Raw genomic sequence first — 17874 nt, forward strand, 5'->3', positions numbered from 1 at the left:
GGCCGCCGATTGTGAGTGCTTTAGGCGGAAGCTGTGACGCGACTGTGTAAGTCTCCCGTTCCGGGAACGCGAAAAGCCGCCCCCGGAACGGGAGCGGCTTTTCGGGAAAGCTCTTGGCTTAGTACCAGTTGTTGGCCAAGTGGAAGGCCAGGGCGGCCGACGGGGATCCGTAGCGTTCCTTGATGTAGTTCAGGCCCCACTTGATCTGGGTCTGGTAGTTGGTCTGCCAGTCCGCACCGGCAGAAGCCATCTTGCCGGCCGGAAGCGACTGGACAATACCGTACGCACCGCTGGAAGCGTTGGTGGCAGTGGTCCGCCATCCTGATTCCTTCTCCCACAGCGTGTTCAGGGCGGTCATTTCGCCCGCGCCCCAGCCGTAGCTGCCAAGGATGCTGGCGGCGTAGGCCTTCGCACCGGCGGGATCGTCCACTGCCTTCGGGGCGGCAGCAGCGGCTGCAGCCTGGGCAGCGGCGGCGGCAGCAGCGTCGGCGGCCTGCTCGGCGGCAGCGTCAGCAGCGGCCTTGTCGGCAGCAGCCTTCTCGGCAGCGGCTTGATCGGCAGCTGCCTTGTCGGCGGCAGCCTGCACGGCAGCGGCCTGATCAGCGGCGAGCTTGTCGGCTGCGGCCTTGTCGGCGGCGGCCTTGTCTGCAGCAGCCCGGTCGGCTGCACCCTTGGCAGCTGCGGCGTCCATCGAAGCGGAAACTTCAGCGGACTTGTTGGTGCTGACCTGTGCAGCGGCCTGGGTGCCGGCTACACGGCTTGCCTCGGGGAGGTTCAAGGCTGCGTTGGCGGCGGTACCGAGCGATGCAACGCCCAGTGCAGCGGCGATGACGCCCGCTACAACAGGCATGCGCTTGCCGGACTTGCCCTCACGGGCGGCCTTTTTGAGGACGGTCTGCGACTTGGTCAACTGGGTGTCGTTCTGGTCGCGGTGACGCGCGGAAGGGCGCGTCTGATCGTTAAATTCAGACATTTGTGATTACCTCTCAGCGCCTGCGGAGTTAGCTGTCGGGTTCGGATGAGGTCATCCGGCCGCGCATCACGCTGCGGCTTTACCCCAAGGGCCGGCAAAATGCCTGGGCCCGGAGACTCTGGGTCCCCCGTCTCTGCCTCGGTGAAAGATCGGACTCCGGGAAGTGGCAGAGCTCGGCGCATCCCGGATGTGGGCCGGTTAGGGGCAACCCACCCTTTCGACGGTACAGGAGGTTTCCGCAGAAGTCACATTTAGGTAACAGAGATCACGAAGTCGGTGAGTCGTCTTGCCGGATTCTTTGCAGGCGTTCGGTAGTGGCGGTAGGCAGCCGCAGGGCGAACTCGGTGCGCCCCGGCCTGGACGTCACTTCGACGCTTCCGCCGTGCGCTTGAACGATGGATTCCACTATCGACAAGCCCAACCCCGAGGTCCCTTCCGAGCCCGATCTCGCCGCGTCGGCACGGGCAAAACGGGAGAAGATGCGGCTCTGGAATTCCTGCGGTATGCCAGGACCGTTGTCGGTCACGGTCACCACTGCGCTGCCATCCGCGGAGAGCATGACTCCAGTGACCACCGTTGTTCCCGGGTCGGTGTGTTTGCGGGCATTCGAGAGCAGGTTCGCCAGCACCTGGTGCAATTGCGTGGCATCGCCGCGTACGGTGACGGGCTCCCCGGGGAGCTGCAGTTGCCAGATGTGGTCCGGCGCCATGACTTTTTCGTCACTCACGGTCTCGACCACCAACTGGGTCAGGTCCACGTCCGTGACCTTCAACGGCTGGCCCTCGTCCAACCTCGCCAGCAACAGCAGGTCCTCCACCAGCGTAGTCATGCGTTCGGACTGGCTTTGTACCCGGGCCAAGGACTTCCTGCCGTCGTCCGTAAAGGTCTCGGTCATCCGAAGCAGCTCGGTGTAGCCACGGATGGCGGTCAGCGGCGTCCGGAGCTCGTGCGAGGCATCGGCAACGAACTGCCTCACTTTGGTCTCGCTCTCCTGACGGGCCTCCAACGCGCTGGAGACGTTGTTCAGCATCTGGTTCAGGGCGTGGCCCACGCTCCCCACTTCGGTCCCGGGATGGGAGGCCGACGGCGGGACGCGCACCGCAAGTGCCACTTCACCGGCGTCGAGAGGCAGCCGTGAAACCTTGGTGGCGACATCGGAAAGCTGCTCCAGGGGCCGCATGGTGCGACGGATGATCACGGTCCCCACAAGGCCGATCACCACCAGGCCGCCCAGTGACACCAGAACCATGGTCCAGACCAGCGAAGCCTCTGCGGTCTGCTTGTCCGCGAGCGGCAGGCCAGTGACGATCACGTCGCCGTAATTGGTCTTCACGGCCATAAGCCGGTAATCGCCGTTGGACAGCGAACGGTCAACCGGGCCGTCACCTGTCGGCAGCGCGAGCAGGACCTGCTCATCGTCGGCGGACAAGGAGACGCGATTGCCCCGCGCGTCGATCAACCCGGAGCTGCGCACCGTTGAGCCGTCGATACGGGCGCTCAGCGTGCCGGCCGCCTGACCGCGGGCCTCCAGCGGGTCCGGGCGTCCTGTCGGGGAGTTTGGAAAGCTCGACGGCGGTCTGCCGAATAGGTCCGCGCGGAGCGAGGCCTGCTCCAGCTGCCTGTCGAGCTGCTTGTTGAAGACCATATCCATCGAGGCGTAGCTGACCACCCCGACTGCGCCGCAAATGGCCACCAGCAAAGCCATCGCCACCAGGACCAGGCGAGTGCGCAAATGCCAGGTGGAGGGATTGAGCCAATTGCGCTGCTGGCTTCTGGCAACCCCGGAGAGTGCGCTCAAGGCTTAGTCCGCAGGTTTGATGACATAGCCGGCTCCGCGAACGGTATGGATCATTGGAGGGTGTTTCGCTTCGATCTTCTTGCGGAGATAGGAAATGTAGAGCTCCACGATGTTGGCTTGGCCGCCGAAGTCGTAGTCCCACACCCGGTCAAGGATTTGTGCTTTGCTGACCACCCGTTTCGGGTTCTCCATGAGATAGCGCAGGAGTTCGAACTGGGTTGCCGTCAGGGCAATGTCCTCCCCGGCGCGGGTGACCTCCCGGGTGTCCACGTTCAGGATCAGATCACCCACAACGAGCTCAGCGGTGTCCATCGCAGCGACACCTGAGCGCTGGACCAGCCGGTGCAGGCGAAGCAGCACTTCTTCCATGCTGAAGGGTTTGGTGACGTAGTCGTCTCCTCCGGCCGCGAGGCCCACGATGCGATCCTGCACGGCATCCTTTGCTGTCAGGAACAGGGCAGGAACCTCCGGGGCGAAGGCCCGTATCCGGTTAAGGACTTCCACGCCGTCAAAACCGGGGAGCATCACGTCAAGCACCAGGACGTCGGGGCGGAATTCCTTGGCGAGCTTTACGGCTTGGGGTCCATCAGCGGCCACGCCCACCGACCAGCCGGCCATGCGAAGGCCCATGCTCATGAGCTCGGCAAGGCTTGGCTCGTCATCTACCACCAGGGCGCGGATGGGTGAGCCATCGGGGTGGGTGAGCTGGGGGAGGTTGTTGGTCATGGAGTGCGGGGATGCCATGTGACAACTCTCCATTCTGCTGGTTTGCCCGGGCTGAGCCGCTCCTGTGAGGACCCTGTGAAGTCAACACTAGCGAGGTGGGAGCTCCGGGGCACGGCAATCCACAGGTCACAGGATCAACTACTCCTCAACACAGCTTCCGCACAGCCGGCGGACTGACGCTGGGGCGTAATCGGACAACAACAGACAAGAAAGAGCATCATGAGCGAGCAGAAATTCCCCGAGAACCAGCAATTCCCCCAAGACCCAGCGCCGCGGCTACCCCAGCAGGCGACCCCCGCAGGCCGGGAGCCCGGAGGCCAGGAGCCTGAAGCCGTCCGGACGCCGCCCGCACAACCCATCGACCGCAACCCCGGGTCGTCCTGGGCGTGGGGCGAGGCCCCGCCTGCTCAGCCCCCAAGCAGCCAACCCGGCAGCAACGGTTCCGGCTGGGGCTTGCCGCTCGTGGACAACGATAAGGCGAACGACGGGGCGAACGACAAGGAGGGAGTGCGGAACCGGTGGACCGTCAAGAGGACGCTGATAGTGGCTGGTGTTGCCGTGGCGGTAGCGGCAGGTACGGCCGTCGGCTTCTACTCCCTGGGCAATGCGGGCTCTGCGGACGCTGCCAACGTTCCCCCGGGCCAGGCCGGCGGCATGGGCGGGCAACAGGGTCAGGCAGTACCGGGACAAGCAGTACCGGGACAGGGGCTGGGTTGGGGCGGAACAGGGCAAAACGGAAGCGGTCAAAACGGAACTGGCCAGGGAATGCCAGGCCCGATGGGCGGGTTGGCGCCCGATGGATTCGGAGGGGGCCTGAATGCCGCCATCCATTCGGAGTACGTCATCCTCCGCGACAACGAGTACGTGTCCATGGCCGATCAGGTGGGAGTTGTCAGCGAGGTTTCTTCCAACTCGCTGACCGTCAAGAGCACTGACGGGTTTACGCGAACCTATGTCCTCGGCTCGGACACTGCCGTGGCGCAAGGAACCAGGCAGCGTGGCGGCACCTCCAGCAGCTTGACGATAGCTGACATCACGTCAGGTGCGACGGTCCGGGTCACGGCTACCAAGAGGGGGGATGCATACAACGCGTCGTCGGTAAGGCTGACCGCCGCGACGTCTTCCACGGGGCAGGGCTCCACGTCCGGATCAGGGACGACGTCCTGAGAAAACGGCGCTTGCCGCGCCCGTTTTCACCGCTTCCAACAGACTGAAAGCAAAAAATTCGAGATCGGAACTGGCGCCGATTGGACAACAACTGTTTCAGATCGTGAGATTCCGCGTGGACGAGGTTGATGGGAAGCGGAGGCCACATTCTGCCTCATCCTCCGAAGATAATTCAGTAAATAGCCGATGGTGCCTACCCGAACCGAATGAAATGCCGTTCATTTCTGGGCCATTATGAATTGTGATTTGCGGCACAATAGACCCGGACGTCTCAAAATGTGGACGGTTCGGCGCTTTGTTACTTGCGTGTTGCCATTGTTACGTTGCACACTTCCAATGTGAACAAGAACTCAACAGCACCTGCAGCCGCAGCAACCTGGCCCAGCACACCCGCTGGCCACGATGACCGCTGTTGTCGAATGCAAGCCTAACTTTCCACCCCAAGAAGTTTCAGGCATTCGCCCCCTAGCCCAGCGTTGGGCGCCCCTCCCCAAACTCATTGCGGGGACAACCAGCATTCGAAGCCGCGATGACGGCTATTCACTTTTGAGGTAAGCACTCCATGTCAGTTGCATCTGGATACGTCCACATCTCCGTCCGTAACGCCAACAAGGCCGCGTCAAACGCAGGACTCCGCCCCGGGTTCGGCAACCGTCCCGGCTACTCTGCGGCCCCGCAAGGCGCCGGCCAGCAGGCTCCGGGCTACGTCCCGCAGGGTTACAACCCCAACTCCTACGGCCAGTTGCGCGCCGTGCCCGCCGCAGAGCCGGCACCCATGACCGCTCCCACGCCGGTCATTGCCCAGTCCGACCGGCTGCGCCCCGTTGCCAACGACAACGTAGCCCGCGGCTTCGTGCTCTACATGGGTATTGACGAAGAAACCGCAGCCGCCGCAGGAACGTCCATCGCCAAGCTTGCCCAGGAAATCCGCGCCTACGCGCAGTCTTTGGTGACCGGCGCGGAGAGCTACGCTGCCGTCGCAGTGGCCCCCGCCGGCGCGCCCGGGTCCGCCCTCGACGTCGTACGTTCCACCTTCGGTGACCCCACGGTTGCCTCACGGCAGCGCACCGAAGCTGCCCGTCCGGCGCCGCAGCAGGAGTCCCGCCCGTCCGGCGTGCTGATCGACCTCGCCCGGCGTGAAGTTCACCTGGACGGCGAATCGCTGAACCTGACGTTCAAGGAATTCGAGCTCCTCAACTACCTCGTTGAGAACGGCACCCGTACCGTGGGTCGCGACGAACTGCTCGAAGGCCTGTGGCGTAACGCCGAGGAAGTGCCCAACGAACGCACCATCGACGTTCACATCCGCCGACTGCGCTCCAAGCTGGGCCGCCTCGCCAACACTGTCCGCACGGTCCGCGGCCAGGGCTACCGCTTCTACGAGCACCCCGAAGTCATTGTCTGGGCCGCTCCGGAATACTCGATCTGATCTTTTGACTGCCGAAAGCGTCCGTCCCCTTGGGGCGGGCGCTTTTGCTTTCGATAGGGTTGTTGCATGAGCGACCATCACCTAAAGCGCCTTGTGATCATGCGGCATGCCAAGGCGGACTGGCCGGTGGGCGTGCCCGATCATGAGCGTCCCTTGGAGGAACGCGGCCATCGGGAAGCCCCGTTGGCCGGACAGTGGTTGCTCAAGCACGGGGTGGTTCCGGATTTCATCCTGTGCTCGTCCGCGCTCAGGACGCGCCAGACGTGCACCTGGGTGTGCAACGAGTTGGGGGAGAAGGCTCCCACTCCGAAGCTGGAGGACGGCCTGTATGCTGCCTCAGCGAACCGCATGCTGACGGTGATCAATCACGTTCCGGACACCGTAACCACGCTGATGGTCATTTCGCATATGCCCGGAGTGCAGGACCTCGCCATGCACTTGGCGTCCCGCGATTCCGATCACGATGCCTACATGGACGCCGCTACCCGCTACCCAACCAGTGCGTTGACGGTGTTGGAGACGGAAAAACCGTGGGCGGAGCTGGATGGCCAGGATGCCCGGCTGACGCAGTTTAAGGTGCCCCGCCACTAGGAAGCTGTTCCGCCGCGACTTCGCGCAGCATGCGTACGGCCAGGCGGATGTTGGGGCTGGCTGTCATGGTCTTGCGGTACACCACTCCAACGGAGCGCTGCTGGGTGGGGTTCATCACCGGAATGGCGACCACGCCGGATGGGAGCGGAGGCCTGCCGAGCCGCGGAACAAGTGCCACGGCCACCCCCTGCTCCACCATGGCGATGTGCGTGGAAAAGTCGGGGTCGTACACGCGGATGTCAGGCACCCGCCCCAGTCCTGCGAAAATCTGCAGGAGCGCCTCGTTGCAGATGGCGCCCGCCGGGGTGCTGATCCAGGTCTCGTCCAGCAGGTCTTCACGCTCGACGGCGGCCCTCGCCGCGAGTGGGTGGGTGCTGTTGACGAGCACATCGGCCTGGTCCACGCACAGGTCCTCGTGTACCAGGTTCTCGGGGATGACCAAAGGCACCGAGTTCCAGTTGTGGACCACTGCGAGCTCAGCTTCTCCGGAGGCCACCCTTTGCACGGCTTCGCGGGGATCCTCTGCCAGCACAGTGATGTCCAGGGTGGGGTGGGATGCGGCGAGCCGTCCGAGCATGGGGCCCACCAGTCCTCGGCAGGCGGTCGAGAATGCCGCCATCCTCAGCAGCCCCGTGGGTTTGGCAGGGTCGGCGAGCAGGGTAGCTTGCAGTTCCTCGAGCTCGCCCATGATGCGACGACCATAGCCTGCCAGCGCCAGCCCCCGCTCCGTCAGCAGCACGCCGCGGCCATTGCGCTCCAGTACAGCAACGCCTGTCTGTTTTTCCAGCTTCTTGATCTGCTGCGAGACTGCCGAGGGGCTATAGCCCATCACATCGGAGGCGGCCACCACCGATCCATGCCGTTCCACGGCGACCAGCGCCCTTAGAGCCGAGATGTCGATCATGAAGCAAATCTACGTGGTTCCATGCGGAAATCAATGCTGGTGCTTCAAGGTCAAGGGGTCCAGAGTGGTCTTGTGAACCTTCGCCACTCTGCTCTCGCCGTCCTGGTAGCCGTCCTCTGGGGCATCAACTTCGTCGCCATCGACCTCGGCCTGCACGCGAACGGCCGGGATGTGCCGCCGTTGCTCTTCGTCGCCATGCGCTTCCTCCTGGTCGTGTTCCCCTTCATCTTGTTCATCCGCAAACCCGACGTCGGCTGGAAGGCGATTGTCGGCGTCGGACTCTTCATGAGTGCCGGCCAGTTCGGGCTCCTCTATCTCGGCATGGCACTGGGGATGCCGGCTGGCCTGGCGTCCCTGGTCCTCCAGGCGCAGGTTTTGTTCACCATTTTGCTGGCTTCCAGGTTCCTCGGTGAGAGGCCCAGCCGCCGCCAACTGGCCGGGGTAGTGCTTGGCATCGCAGGCTTGGCGGTGGTGGCCTTGGGGCGCAGCGCAGTAGCCCCGGTGCTCCCGCTGATGATCGTGCTCGCAGCGGCGTTGTCATGGGCGGTGGGCAACGTGGTGGCGCGGCACTCGAAGGCCAAGTCCGGGCTTGGCCTGGTGGTGTGGTCCGGTGCGGTGGTGCCCGTCCCGTTGGCAGGATTGTCGCTCGTTGTGGACGGTCCGGACGCGGTGTGGGCGACGCTTTCGGACCTTCAGGCAGCCACGATCCTGAGTGCGATCTATACCGCAGTGTTCGCCTCGCTGGTGGGCTATGGCATCTGGAACCGTCTGTTGTCGCTCTACCCAAGTTCCGACGTCGTGCCCTTCACGCTGTTGGTCCCGGTGGTGGGCATGACGGCGGCTTGGCTGGTCCTGAACGAGATTCCCACACCAGCCGAAATCCTGGGCGGGCTGATCCTGCTGCTGGGCGTGGCGACCGCAGTGCTCGGCGTCACGCGGAAACGCCCGGACATCCCCGTTGCGGGGCCTGCTTTGCGCGTTTAGCTCTCGCCTTAGCGCGCAGAGCAGGCCCCGCAACGGGAGGGGATCAGCGCAAAGTAAAGATGGTTCGGTGCCAGTCCTTCTCAGCCTGGCCCTCCAGCTCGAACATCACGTGTTTCACCTGGGTGCTGAAGTTCACGCACAAGTGGGCAGGGCCCATCGATTCGAGCACGCAGTTCTGTGCCTTCTTCGGCACCGCGCGCAGGAACAGGGTGGCTTACGCTGCTGGCTTCACGGGACTCGGAGTTGGTGCCACGGCGTTCGCGGCCGATGTGCTCCTGGACCTGTTGGCTGGTCTGGACACTGAACGCACGCGTGTGGAAATGGTCAGGAAACGGCCCTTGCCCTTCCCGCCAGAACCGTTGGCTTCCTTGGGCATCAACCTGACTCGCTGGTCCATGGACAGGGCGGACCACAACCAGGGCAAACGGAACCTCATCCTCAAAGCGCTCGACGCCGTGGGGTTGGGTTTCGACTCCTGACCCGCGCGTTGTGGGGCCTTCATTGCGTGCTTAGCTCTCGCGTAGGCGCGCAGAGCGGGCCCGCAACGTGGCGTGGTTCGGTTGTGGGGCCTGCTTTGCGTGTTTTGCTCTCGCGTCAGCACGCAGAGCGGGCCTCACAAGGCAGGGCTTAGCGTTTAGGTGCCGGCCTGCGTTGGGAAGAAGAGCTCGACGCCGGTCGCTTGGCTGGCGTCGCCGGCGTTCGTGGAGCGGGGCGCTTCACCGTGGTGGTCTTGGAGGCGCCGGAAGAAGTTCGGGGAGCCGTGGGACGCTTGGCCGGAGTGGTTGGGCGTGGGGAAGCAGGCCGCGGGGTTGGCTTGCGTGCAGCCGGAATTCGCTTGGCCCCGGATGCCGGCCGCTTGGCGGGAGCAGGTGTCCGCGATCCGAAGGACGGCACCACGGCTCCGAGGAACATCACCGCCAAGGTGCCAACACCGGCCACCGCTGCGAGGTAGAAGTAGATGTCCGAGTCTTCGGTGCTGACGGCGCTTCCCATGGCGTTGGTGTCCTGGTTGAACGCCAGGCCCCACATCCGAAGGAAGGCGATGCTGAATCCGATGAACAGGCTGGTGCCGGCTGCGCCGAGGAGAACCACCAGGTACCTGCGACGGTTGAAGAGCTGGACGATGCAGGACAGGTAGCAGAGCAGCACGGCGCCCAGGAAGAGGTACAGCACCAGTTCCTCGAGGACGACGGCGGCGAGCACCAACAGCCCCAGGGATACGAAGGCGGCAATGACCGCTAGCTTTCCGCTGTTCCCCATGTGACGCATGAGGTTAATCATCGCCGACCAAGTGGCCACGCCACGCCGTCGTAGATTGCAGTTGGATACCGTCTTACTTGATGACGTACCCGTTCATGATGGTCATCACAGCCGCGACGCTTTGGTCGCGGGTTCGTTCCGGGTTGTAGGTCTGCTGGTCGAGCCCCACGACGAAGATCGCACCGAAGATGGCTGCTTCCAGGCTCCCGCGGGCGATCGACTCGTCCACTCTGTAGCCCTCTGCCACCCGTTCCACCGCCGAGCCGATGACTGCGAGGAGTTCGGCGCGGAGTTCCGTGAACACCGCGCTCCATTCGCCCGGCGTGCGCCAGTTTTCGCTGACCCACAGGCGGGCGAACGACGGGTAGTCGTCCATGAACTCCATCGCCTGACCCACCATGTTCTTCATGGATTCGAGCGGGTCGCTGCTCTGGCCTTGGACGTCCTGGAGCCGGACCAGCATGATGTCCACGCCATGCCGCAGCAGTTGGGCGATGAGGTCGGACTTGCTGCCGAAGTTGTAGTAGACGGATCCTTTGGAAACCCCGGCGGCGGCGGCGATTTCGTCAACTGTCACTCCGGCAGCGCCGCGTTCGCCGATCAGCTCCATGGAGGCCTCGAACAAGCGTTGCTTAGTGGCGTTGGTTCGTTCGGGCCGAAGCTTCTTGCTCCCGCCCACCGCGGAATCCGAAGAGAGCGGCTCGCTGGTGCTCATACTGCGATCTCCGGCTTCAGGGTCTTAAGGGTCCACATCTTGTGCTTGCGGACGGCGAGGGTGGACAGCGCCGCTCCCAGCAAAGTGTACCCAAGCAGGCCCAGTACGGTAGGCCAGATCATGCTGAGCTCACCGCCGTAGATCAGGTGCCGCATACCCGTGACAACGTAGCCCATGGGCATGATCTCGTGGACCACATGCAACGGCATCGGCGTGGTCTGCCAAGGGAAGGTGCCGCCGGAGGAAACGAGCTGGAGGACCAGGAGGATCAGCACCACGAACTTGCCGGGCGTCCCGAGGAGGGCCACAATGCCTTGGATGATCGCGGTGAACGCCATGACGGCTGCCAGCATGAACAGCCACATGCCGATCGGGTGCGAGGCGTTGAGACCCAGGCCCAGGTTCACTACGAGTGTGAGGATCGTGGCCTGGAAAACGGAGACCACGAAGAACGGCAACCAGCCGCCCACGGCAATCTTCCAGGAAGGTGCGTTCGAGGCAAGGGCGCGCTGGGTGATGGGCCGCATGGCCTGGACCAGCATGAACACGCCGATCCACAAGGCAAGAGTCAGGAAGAACGGTGCAAGGCCGGCGCCATAGGAGTTGGCTTTGGCCTGCGAGACGTTCTCCACTGCGACGGGATCAGCGATCACCTTGGAGACGCTGCTCTTTTGCTCGTCGTTCGGGTTGGGGATGTCTCCCGCGCCCTTCGCGAGTTCGGAGGCCAGGGTGTGTGAACCATCGGAGGCGGTCACTGCGCCGCTCGCGAGTTGGCCGGCGCCGTCGTCCAGTTGGCGGGCGCCGTCGTCGAGCTTTGCCGCCCCATCGAGCGCCGACTGTTGACCGGCGGCGAGGGTGGACGCGCCGGTTTGGAGCTGGCCGGCGCCAGCGGCTGCCTTGGAGATGGCGTCTGTGAGCGTGGGGGTGGCGGCTGCAAGCTTTGAGGCCCCGGCGCTCACCGCGGCCGAGCCGTCGGAGAGTTGCTGGATCTTTGCGGCGTCGCCGGAGATCTTCGCCTTGGCGTCCTGGACCGGGTTGGATGCAGCAGCGGCATCGAAGTCTGCCAGGACCTTGTCAGCTTGCTCCTGTGTGAGCACACCGGACGTCACCAGCCGGGTGTTGGACTCCACAACCCTGGTGCGCAGACCCTTGTCCGCGGCTTCGAGCTGACCCACGACGTCCTGGACTTTCGCGTTCAACTGGGCGTTTCCGGCGGCGACCTGTGCCGCGCCGTCAGCCAGCTTCTGGGAGTCTGCAGGCAGCGTGGAGGTCTTGTTCTTGAGCTCTGTCAGGCCGGAACTCAGCTGGCTGGCGCCTCCGTTGAGCTGTACCGCGCCGTCGCGCAGTTTCGTTTGGCCGGCGACCAGCTGGTCGGCGCCGGCAACCAGTTGCGTGGTGCCGTCATGGAGGGTCGCGGCGCCGTCGCTGAGCTTGCCGACACCATCGGCGAGTTGTCCTGCGCCGTCCGCTGCTTTGACGATTGAAGCGTGGATGGTGCCGAAACCGGTGAGGAGCTGGTTGGCTGTCTCTTCGCCCACCTCTTTGGCGACCGTGGAGTGCACAGCGGTGGTGAGTTTGTCCACAATAGTGCTCAACAGGTAGTTGTTGGCGTCATTGGTGGTCACGTGCAGCATGGCCTGGTTGGCGGCGTCGAAGCTGCCCGGGGATGCCAGGTTTGCGGAGAAGTCCTTGGGGATCCGCAGCGCGAAGGCGTATTCGCCGGTCTTGACGCCGGCGTCCGCATCCTCGGCGCTGGCGACCTGCTTCCAGTTGAAGACATGGCCTTCCACCAGGCTGTCCGCCACCTTCTTGCCCGCCTGCAGTTCGCTGCCGTCCTTGGCGGTGGCACCGGTGTCCTCGACTACCAGGGCGGCGTCGATCTGGTTCAGGTTGCCGTACGGATCCCAGTTCGCGTAAAGGTACACGGCACCGTACAACAACGGAACCATGGTCAGGGCGAGGATGGTCAGCTTGGGCAGGAGCCCGCCGGTCATGCGCTTGAGTTCGGAGCGGGCGAGCCGCAGAACAGTCACTTTGCAGTCCTTTGGAGGTTTTGGGTTTCGGGTTCGTCGAGGGGTTCGGCCGTCTCGACGTCGGGTTCGACGGTGGGTTCGGCCGCTTCGGGTGCCGCGTCGCCGGCGTGCTTTGCGTGCGGCTTGGGCTCCGCGCTGGGCCGCGACTCGACGGCGTGCTGGGGCTCGACGGCGGCAGCCGGCTCGGGCGCCAAGGGGGTGGGTTCCGATTCCGGTTCGGGCGGGTGCGAAACTGAGTTACCGATCACCGCGGCCGCACCGGTCCAGATGTCCGGCAGGGCACCGACCACGGCTACCACCGCAAGCGGCCGCCCGGCGTCGGACGCCAGGGCCTGCAGGCGAGGCAACCACGTTGACGGATCGGCGCTGTGCCGGTCGGGGGAGTCCACCACCAGGAGGTCGGTGGCAGGGTCAGCCAGGGCGAGCGCGGACAGGAGTTCCAGGCGCCGGCCCGCAGGCAGCTGTTCGATCCACAGGTCGGCGATGTCTTCAAAGCTGTTGACCTTCAGCCAGGGCTTGCTCAGCAGCGCTCCACGGTAGCGGCGCGGGATGAGCGAGAGGTCCTCGGTGACGAGGTCCCGGACGCTGAGGTGCTGCTCCGGCTCGTTGACGCCGGGGGAGTCAACCAGGGCGCTCGCGAGGCGGATCTTCTTGGTCTTGGTGTTGTTCTCCCAGCTGAGGACGCCATTGCTGGGCTTCATGCGGCCGCTAAGGGCCAATGCCAAAGCTGTCCGCTGGTCTTGGCCTTCGCCGGCCACCAGCAGGAGTTCCCCGCGGCTCACGGTGAGGGACGTTGCCGGAAGGAGATCGCCCCGGCGGCCGTTGATCTGGAGTTGCTGTACGGACAGCACAATGAAGCCTTTCGCAGAAATGGTGTCTGCGAAAAGTCTAACTGAACTGACTGGTCAGTTCAAATAGAGTCTAGAGTCCGTACTTTTCCAGCAGGCGCAACCAGATCTCGCTGATGGTCGGGTAGGACGGAACCGCATGCCACAGCCTGTCCAAGGGAACTTCTCCCACGATCGCGATGGTGGCTGAGTGGAGCAGCTCAGCCACGCCCGGACCGGCAAACGTTGCACCGAGGATCACCTTCCGGTCCTCGTCCACCACCATCTGCGCCCACCCCTTGTAGTCGGGGGAGTGCAACTGGGAACCGGATACGTTGATGGGCAACTCGACGCCCGTGACGTTCTTTCCCTGCAGGAGGGCCTGCTCCAGGCTCAGTCCCACGGAAGCAACTTCGGGATCAGTGAACACGACACTTGGTACAGCGTGGTCGTTGGCAGTGTGGGCCCATGGACTCCACGGCTGCGGAGTGCCCTTGAGGTTGCCGTTGGCCCGGGCGACAATGGCGTCCCCCGTGGCGCGGGCCTCGTACTTGCCCTGGTGGGTCAGGAGCACCTTGCCCGCGGCATCCCCGGCCGCGTAGAGCCACAGCCCACTGGTGCCATCGCTGGCAGGACCGTCGACGAGCCCGCTGGCGTCCGTGGTGAGCTTGAGGGGTTTGCCGTCAGGCGCTTCGATGCCCACACTGTCCAGGCCAAGGTTGGCCAAGGACGGGTGCCTTCCTGAAGCGACCAGGAGTTGATCGGCTTGGAGCGTTGCGCCGTCGAGCGTGACTGTTACCGAGCCGTCGTCGTTCTTTTCCACCTTGTCCACGTCAGTGTGGAGGCGGACATCGATACCGTCGGCGCGGAGGCCCGCCAGGACAAGGTTGGCCGCTTCCTCCGGATAGCTGCTCAGGAGGCGGCCGCGGGCGACAACCGCCACCTTGGATCCGAGCCGCGCGAACGCCTGCGCCATTTCAACACCAGCCACTCCACCGCCCAGGACCACGAGGCGTTTGGGGATCTCCTTGGCTGCCGTGGCGCCGCGCGTCGTCCAAAAGGGTACGTCTTCCAAGCCCGCGATCCCCGGGATAGTGGGTCTGGAACCCGTTGCCACCACTACGGCATGATGCGCCTTCAGGGCGTAGCTGTTTCCGTCCAGGCCGTCCACCTGGACCTCGCGGGCCCCCGTGATTCGGCCGCGGCCACGGATGAGGTCGATGCCGGCGCTGTCCAGCCATTCGACCTGGCTGCCGTCTTCCCAGTTGTTGGTGAACCAGTCGCGATGCTTCAGCGCGGCCTTCGCGTCCACCACCCCGGTGATGGCCTCGGACGCGCCCGGGATGACCTGGGCCGCGTGCAGCACACTCCCCGGGCGGAGGAGTGCCTTCGAAGGAATGCACGCCCAGTAGGAACACTCGCCGCCCACCAACTCGTTCTCCACGATCACCGCCGACAGGCCGCCCCGGACCACCCGGTCCGCCACGTTTTCCCCCACGGCGCCTGCGCCGATCACTATTACGTCGTACTCGCGGGAGCTCTCGGCAGTCATGGGGAAAGCCTACGCCGGGAGCGCTGCGTTGTGAGGCCTGGTGTGCGGGGTTGGTGTGGGTTTTGGGGCGCAGAGTGGGCCTCGCAAGTGTGGGTGGTGCGTTGTGGGGCCTGGTGTGCTGGGTTGGAGTGGGTTTTGGGGCGGAGAGCGGGCCCCGCAAGTGGGGGTGGTGCGTTGTGGGGCCTGGTGTGCGGGGTTGGTGTGGGTTTTGGGGCGCAGAGTGGGCCTGGCATGTGTGGGTGGTGCGTTGTGGGGCCGGTTGTGCGGGGTTGGTGTGGGTTTTGGGGCGCAGAGCGGGCCTCGCAACACGGGCTAGGCGTGCATCGCGCCCTTGAACCAGCCCGTGATACTGGCCGGGTGGGTGATTGCCGTGCCAACAACCACGGCGAACGCGCCGGCGTCGAGGGCCTGGCGGGCATGGGCGGGAGTATGGATGCGGCCTTCGGCGATCAGGGGTTTCCCCAGGTCAGCGGCTGCAATCTTCTCAAGAAGCTCTAGGTCCGGCCCATCCGTCTTGGCGCGCTCGCCGGTATAGCCGGACAACGTGGTGCCGATCAGGTCAGCCCCGGCTTCGACGGCGGCAACGGCGTCATCGAACGAGCCACAATCGGCCATGACCAGAGCATGCGACTCTGCGTGGACACCGGCAACGGTGGCAGACAAGGACAGCCCATCCGGACGGGTCCGGCGTGTTCCATCGATCGCCACAACGTGCGCCCCTGCGTTCGCCACTGCAAGGGCGTGCCGGAGTGTGGGGGTGATGAAGACGCCGTCGTGCCCGTCCTTCCACAGTCCGATGACAGGGACCTCGACGGCGGCGCGTGTGAACTGCACATCGGCCAACCCTTGGACGCGGATCGCCGCAGCCCCGCCGATCACAGCGGATGCCGCCACCTGGCCCGTTGTCCGGGGATCACGCATGGGCTCACCCGGGTAGGCCTGGCAGGAGACGATCAGCTGAGAGCGGAGGGCTTCAAGGTTTTTGGGGGTGAGGATCATGATGTCTCCCTTTAAAGAAGGACGAGTTTTGCGGCGCCAATAATGGCAGCGGAGTTGCCCAGGGACGCCCTGAGCACGGGGACTGCAGCCAAGGGGGCCAAGAGTTCCTGGCGTAGGGCAGCTTCCATGGGTTTCCACCAGAGGTCTCCGGCGTCGGCCAGTCCTCCGGAGATCACCACTGTTTCGGGGTCCAGGATGTTAATGAGGCCGCCCACGGACTGGCCGGCTGCGGTGGCACCGACGTGGATGGCGCGCACAGCGGCGTCGCGGCTGGCCCCAAAGGAGGCACCGCCGTCGTGATCTTCAGCAGCGGCCAGCGAGAACACGCCGCGCGTGTCGGTCGCTGACACAGCAGAGCCGCCACCGCGCAGATACGCCTCATGGATCGCAGGCCCGGAAGCTATCGCCTCAACGTGACCGGCCGAACCACAAACACAAGGCAACGGAACGCCGTCGGAAACCGCGAAAGGTGAAGCGAAATGACCCACATGCCCGCCAACAAAACGGTGCCCCAGGACTGGGGAGCCACCCAGCACGAAACTGCCGCCAACCCCTGTGCCGAACGCGACCATCAGTGAGCTGGCCGAACCGGCCGAGGCTCCCAGCCATGCCTCGCCGAGGGCATGAGCGTGGACATCGTTGACGGCCCGAACAGCAAGGCCGAGGCGTGAAGAGAGTCCGGAAACCAGCGGAGTCCCTGCCCAGCCCAAAATTGCGTCGGTCGCGGACACCACCATCCCGGACGTAGCGTCAATGACCCCGGCGGAGCCGACGCCGACGCCGGACACTGGATGTCCGGCGTCGGCAGCGCGCTCCGCCAAGCCCGCGATCAGCGCAGCGGTGGCGTCCAGGATCGCTTCGCCACCGTCCCGGTTCAACGTCGGAATGGTCTCCGTCATTAGAACTTCGCCAGAGGGGGAGACAACCCCGGCGGCGGTCTTGGTGCCGCCGAGGTCAACGCCGATCACGTGGGTCATGAAGGTTAGACCAGCCCGTTGCGTTCCAGGATTTCCCGGATCGCAGCGGTCTCGGAATCGTTCAGGCTGAGCATGGGCGAGCTCATGGTGTTGGACTCGATGACGCCCATCACCTGCAGCGCGGTCTTGAACGCACCCAGGCCGGCTGCGCCTCCGGAGACGCGTCCGTTGGGGGCGTAGACGATCTCGAAGACGTCGGCCAGGCGGTCCTGCTCGCGTGCCGCTGTAGCCCAGTCGCCGGCCTGCGCAGCATCAAACAGGCGGCGGTAGCCGGCCGGATCCACGTTGCCGAGCCCCGGGACAACACCCTGCGCGCCGCCAAGGAGGGCGCCATCCACCACTACTTCGTGGCCGGTGAAGATGTCGAAGTTGGGGATGTCCTTGGCAGCCAGGAGCAGCTGGCGGAAGGAGACGTCGTCGCCGGAGGAGTCCTTGACGCCGGCGATCACGCCGTCGCGGCCGAGGCGGACCAAAAGATCCGTGGGCAGCTTGAAGTGGGTGCGGACGGGAACGTCGTAGGCGAAGATCGGCTTCCCGATGGCGGCGTGGATGTCGCGGAAGTGGGTCTCCGTCTCCGCTGCGTTGCCGATTGCGTAGTACATGGAGGTCACCACGATCGCGTCGGCACCAAGGTCAACCACCTTGCGGGCTTCCTCGATCACGCGGGTGGTGGTCTGCTCGTTGGCGCCCACGATCAGCGGGACCGCACCGGCGTTGGCGTCGGCGATGGTGGAGACCACCAGCTCACGCTCGTCGTTGGTCAGGTAGGGGACTTCGCCGGAGGAGCCCAGGACGAAAAGGCCGGACACACCGCCGTCGATCAGGTGCTTGGTGACGTTCTTCAGCGACGCGGTGTCGATGCTGCCGTCGGCGTGGCGGGGGGTGATGACCGGGGGGATGACGCCCTGGAATTGAGTGGACACAGAAATCTCCGTTGTT

Annotated in this window: 16 protein-coding genes, 1 pseudogene and 1 riboswitch; of the genes and pseudogenes, 5 read left to right on the forward strand and 12 right to left on the reverse strand. The window is 64.7% G+C overall.

Features of this window, described 5'->3' with window-relative positions; all coding sequences use genetic code 11:
- Positions 1-118 precede the first annotated feature (118 nt).
- From QRM57_RS02320 to QRM57_RS02330, 3 genes are all read right to left on the reverse strand, one after another.
- On the reverse strand, positions 119-973 hold the full coding sequence (locus tag QRM57_RS02320; protein WP_284985431.1) for an aggregation-promoting factor C-terminal-like domain-containing protein: 855 nt from the start codon (positions 971-973) through the stop codon (positions 119-121).
- 5 nt (positions 974-978) lie between these two features.
- Positions 979-1138, reverse strand: a riboswitch (cyclic di-AMP (ydaO/yuaA leader).
- Between the two features lie 100 nt (positions 1139-1238).
- Entirely contained in the window at positions 1239-2771 is a 1533-nt protein-coding gene (locus QRM57_RS02325) for a sensor histidine kinase (RefSeq protein ID WP_284985433.1), read from the reverse strand.
- 3 nt (positions 2772-2774) lie between these two features.
- A complete protein-coding gene (locus QRM57_RS02330) occupies positions 2775-3515 on the reverse strand; it encodes a response regulator transcription factor (protein WP_235519987.1) in 741 nt (246 codons plus the stop codon).
- A gap of 201 nt (positions 3516-3716) precedes the next feature.
- Here QRM57_RS02330 and QRM57_RS02335 point away from each other — a divergent pair, with 201 nt between their 5' ends.
- The 3 genes from QRM57_RS02335 to QRM57_RS02345 all read left to right on the forward strand — a co-directional run bounded on the left by QRM57_RS02335 (position 3717) and on the right by QRM57_RS02345 (position 6684).
- Positions 3717-4664 (forward strand): hypothetical protein, encoded by a 948-nt coding sequence (locus tag QRM57_RS02335; protein ID WP_284985436.1) that lies wholly within the window; start codon positions 3717-3719, stop codon positions 4662-4664.
- Positions 4665-5226: 562 nt separating this feature from the next.
- Positions 5227-6093: a winged helix-turn-helix domain-containing protein gene (locus QRM57_RS02340; protein ID WP_235519993.1), complete on the forward strand. Its 867-nt coding sequence runs from the start codon at positions 5227-5229 to the stop codon at positions 6091-6093.
- A gap of 66 nt (positions 6094-6159) precedes the next feature.
- Positions 6160-6684 (forward strand): SixA phosphatase family protein, encoded by a 525-nt coding sequence (locus tag QRM57_RS02345; RefSeq protein WP_235519994.1) that lies wholly within the window; start codon positions 6160-6162, stop codon positions 6682-6684.
- Here QRM57_RS02345 and QRM57_RS02350 read toward each other — a convergent pair.
- Entirely contained in the window at positions 6665-7588 is a 924-nt protein-coding gene (locus tag QRM57_RS02350) for a LysR family transcriptional regulator (RefSeq protein ID WP_284985438.1), read from the reverse strand. The genes QRM57_RS02345 and QRM57_RS02350 overlap by 20 nt on opposite strands.
- A 72-nt stretch (positions 7589-7660) precedes the next feature.
- Between QRM57_RS02350 and QRM57_RS02355 the strand changes: the two genes are divergently transcribed.
- Together QRM57_RS02355 and QRM57_RS02360 are read left to right on the forward strand one after the other, a co-directional pair.
- Positions 7661-8572 carry an EamA family transporter gene (locus tag QRM57_RS02355; RefSeq protein ID WP_284985440.1) on the forward strand — a complete coding sequence of 304 codons (912 nt, stop codon included), beginning with the start codon at positions 7661-7663 and terminating at the stop codon, positions 8570-8572.
- Between the two features lie 125 nt (positions 8573-8697).
- Positions 8698-9051 (forward strand): annotated as a pseudogene (locus QRM57_RS02360) (FAD-dependent oxidoreductase); the annotation flags it as partial.
- A gap of 148 nt (positions 9052-9199) precedes the next feature.
- Here QRM57_RS02360 and QRM57_RS02365 read toward each other — a convergent pair.
- The 8 genes from QRM57_RS02365 to QRM57_RS02400 all read right to left on the reverse strand — a co-directional run bounded on the left by QRM57_RS02365 (position 9200) and on the right by QRM57_RS02400 (position 17858).
- A complete protein-coding gene (locus QRM57_RS02365) occupies positions 9200-9832 on the reverse strand; it encodes a hypothetical protein (RefSeq protein WP_284985442.1) in 633 nt (210 codons plus the stop codon).
- Positions 9833-9905: 73 nt separating this feature from the next.
- The gene (locus QRM57_RS02370; RefSeq protein ID WP_284985444.1) at positions 9906-10547 is read right to left on the reverse strand and encodes a TetR/AcrR family transcriptional regulator; all 642 of its coding nucleotides are present in this window, start codon (positions 10545-10547) and stop codon (positions 9906-9908) included.
- Positions 10544-12580, reverse strand: coding sequence for a YhgE/Pip domain-containing protein (locus QRM57_RS02375; protein ID WP_284985446.1), 2037 nt, complete (start codon positions 12578-12580; stop codon positions 10544-10546). The genes QRM57_RS02370 and QRM57_RS02375 overlap by 4 nt, the downstream gene beginning before the upstream one ends.
- Positions 12577-13431 (reverse strand): P-loop NTPase family protein, encoded by an 855-nt coding sequence (locus QRM57_RS02380; protein WP_284985448.1) that lies wholly within the window; start codon positions 13429-13431, stop codon positions 12577-12579. Before QRM57_RS02380 ends, QRM57_RS02375 begins: the two co-directional genes overlap by 4 nt.
- Positions 13432-13501: 70 nt before the next feature.
- Positions 13502-14959 (reverse strand): dihydrolipoyl dehydrogenase family protein, encoded by a 1458-nt coding sequence (locus QRM57_RS02385; RefSeq protein ID WP_284985449.1) that lies wholly within the window; start codon positions 14957-14959, stop codon positions 13502-13504.
- 312 nt (positions 14960-15271) lie between these two features.
- Positions 15272-15958 (reverse strand): N-acetylmannosamine-6-phosphate 2-epimerase, encoded by a 687-nt coding sequence (locus QRM57_RS02390; RefSeq protein ID WP_284985450.1) that lies wholly within the window; start codon positions 15956-15958, stop codon positions 15272-15274.
- A gap of 11 nt (positions 15959-15969) precedes the next feature.
- Complete coding sequence (locus tag QRM57_RS02395) at positions 15970-16935, reverse strand: ROK family protein (RefSeq protein WP_284985451.1); 966 nt, start codon at positions 16933-16935, stop codon at positions 15970-15972.
- A 5-nt stretch (positions 16936-16940) separates the two neighbouring features.
- A complete protein-coding gene (locus QRM57_RS02400; protein ID WP_284985452.1) occupies positions 16941-17858 on the reverse strand; it encodes a dihydrodipicolinate synthase family protein in 918 nt (305 codons plus the stop codon).
- Positions 17859-17874: the final 16 nt, after the last annotated feature.

Source organism: Arthrobacter sp. fls2-241-R2A-172, assembly GCF_030208885.1.
In the GTDB taxonomy this organism is placed as follows: domain Bacteria; phylum Actinomycetota; class Actinomycetes; order Actinomycetales; family Micrococcaceae; genus Arthrobacter.